The 1,295-nt window shown below is 72.4% G+C and carries 1 protein-coding gene; it reads left to right on the forward strand.

Going from position 1 to position 1,295, the window contains the following annotated elements:
* Window positions 1-267: 267 nt before the first annotated feature.
* On the forward strand, window positions 268-1,295 hold a 1,028-nt coding region (locus E4P40_RS27585), incomplete at its 3' end, for an NADH:flavin oxidoreductase/NADH oxidase (RefSeq protein WP_135161463.1).

Raw genomic sequence — 1,295 nt, forward strand, 5'->3', positions numbered from 1 at the left:
GAGCAGGCGGGCGTGGGTGGTCGGGGCGTTGTCGAGACCGGGGGTGGCCACGGAAGTCAACGGCGTCTCCATCCTCTGAATGGCCGGGGCGGAGTCCAGCACCGGCGGTGGTGCACGTGCGACCCGACCGTCACACTCCTGCAACGACGTCGGATCAGGTGAGGTTACCGACCGGTCGGCGTCCTGTAACCGTGAGAGATGTTACGTCTAGGACGTCTGGTTCTCAGGTCGGAAGACCCTGCTGACCGATGGTGTTGGCTCCCCCACGTGAGCATTCCCGCCCTCTTCTCGCCCCTGACCCTCCGTGGCCTGACGCTGCCGAACCGGCTGGTCGTGGCGCCGCTGTGCCAGTACTCGGTGACCGACGGCCTCGTCGGCGACTACCACCTGGTGCACCTCGGCCGGTTCGCCCTGGGGGGTTTCGGCCTCGTCATGGTGGAGGCCACCGGCGTCACCGCCGCCGGCCGCATCAGCCACGGCGACGTCGGTCTGTGGTCCGACGAGCACGTGCCGGGACTGGCCCGGGTCGTCGACTTCCTGCACGCGGAGGGGACGGCGGCCGGCATCCAGCTCGCGCACGCCGGCGCCAAGGCCAGCAGCGTCCGCCCGTGGGAGGGTCGCGGCCCCGTGACGCCGGACAACGCTCCTCCGGGTGAGGCGCCGTGGCCGACCGTCTCTGCAAGCGCCGTCCCCACCGGCCCGGACTGGCCGGTGCCGCACGCCCTGACCGTCGCCGAGCTCGCCGAGGTGCGCGACGCGTTCGTCGCCGCGACACGACGCTCGCTGGCCGCCGGTTTCGACGTCGTCGAGGTGCACGCCGCGCACGGGTACCTGCTCAACCAGTTCCTCTCGCCGCTGACGAACCAGCGCGAGGACGACTACGGCGGCTCCCTTGCCAACCGCCTGCGCTTCCCGCTGGAGGTGGTCGAGGCGGTGCGCGCCGCATGGCCTTCCGACAAGCCGCTCTTCGTCCGGGTGTCCGCGGTCGACGGCTCGCCCGGCGGCGTGAGCCTGGAGGACACCGTCGCCCTCGCGCGGGCACTGAAGGCGCTCGGCGTCGACGTCGTCGACACCTCGGGCGGCGGCCTGGGGGGCTGGGACCACCCCATCGGCTACGGCTACCAGGTTCCCTTCGCCGCCCGGATCCGTGAGGAGGCCGGGATCTCCACCATGGCGGTGGGCATGATCGTCGACGCGCGACAGGCGGAGGCTGTCATCGCCGGCGGCGCCGCCGACCTCGTGGCCGTGGGCCGCCAGGCCCAGGACGACCCCAACTTCGCGGTGCACGCCGCGCG

It is taken from the genome of Blastococcus sp. CT_GayMR20 (assembly GCF_004570345.1).